Origin of the sequence: Acetobacter pomorum (genome assembly GCF_002738225.1) — a bacterium.
Classification (GTDB): Bacteria; Pseudomonadota; Alphaproteobacteria; order Acetobacterales; family Acetobacteraceae; genus Acetobacter; species Acetobacter pomorum.
The window spans coordinates 1-266 of sequence record NZ_PEBQ01000133.1 but is presented as its reverse complement, the minus strand read 5'-3'; the positions used below and the strand labels follow the sequence as shown (position 1 = coordinate 266).

At 62.4% G+C, this 266-nt stretch carries 1 protein-coding gene; it reads left to right on the top strand.

The window, feature by feature from the left end; genetic code table 11:
- Positions 1-266: RNA-guided endonuclease InsQ/TnpB family protein (locus CSR02_RS09120; RefSeq protein ID WP_143225575.1), on the top strand; the 266-nt coding region annotated here is incomplete at both ends.

Here is a 266-nt window from a genome sequence, read left to right as displayed (position 1 = left end):
GCAATGTCCGGCAGAAGGCCGGGCTCAACCGCAGCATCCTCGATCAGGGCTGGCGAATGTTCCGCACCCTGCTGGAATACAAACTGGAAGAACGTGGCGGCGAGCTCATTGAGGTGCCAGCCGCCTACACCAGCCAGACCTGTTCGGGCTGCGGGCGTGTGGACCCGGACAGTAGAGCCAGTCAGGCACGTTTCGTCTGCACTGCCTGCGGACACACTGAAAACGCGGACATCAACGCCGCAAAGAACATCCTACGGCGGGCGGAC